The organism is Vibrio sp. 378 (assembly GCF_033339435.1).
Genome location: NZ_JAWOUO010000864.1, coordinates 1 through 586 on the forward strand (window position 1 = coordinate 1; position 586 = coordinate 586).

General features: G+C 41.3%; 1 pseudogene. It reads left to right on the forward strand.

The features are described 5' to 3' along the window. Positions 1–96: 96 nt before the first annotated feature. Positions 97–586: pseudogene (locus R7Q48_RS29290) on the forward strand (EAL domain-containing protein); the annotation flags it as partial.

Below are 586 nucleotides of genomic sequence, written 5' to 3' on the forward strand. Positions count from 1 at the left end.
TAAATCTAATGAATAATATTGTAAACGTGAGTTGCTGGTGGGTATCGTTTTCTCGATACCATCTGAGTCAATCGGTTTATAAAAGGTCGCTTTTATATGCTGAATAAAATGCTTCTTAAGAAAGCTGCTATCTTTTTTCTGCCACTTCCTTTGGTATTTGCGGAGGTTTTGTATTTGGCACACGAGAGTGTGCAAAGTAACCTCGATCACTTGCTCGAAAAGAACATACAAATCGCGGATGAAATTCTCTTTCAAATTGAGACTGAAAACCGAACTGCGCTTATTCATCCAGAACGGTGTGAGCAGTTGCAGCAAAACTTGATGTTTGAGCGAGACATCGATGAAATGCTCATTGTCAAAGGCGATGAGATCATTTGCTCATCGAAGCTTGGACACTTATCCAAACCGCTTTCTGAATACTTAACCTTCAGGCCCAATCATGCCTTAACCTTCGGCCAGATAAACGGTCTAGATGAGCCATTGCTGCTAGTGGTGACTCAAGGGCAGCAGACATATAAAGCCATCACCATCATTGATAGAGACTATTTTGGCGCGACAATTGGATTTAACAACGATTTACGCCTCA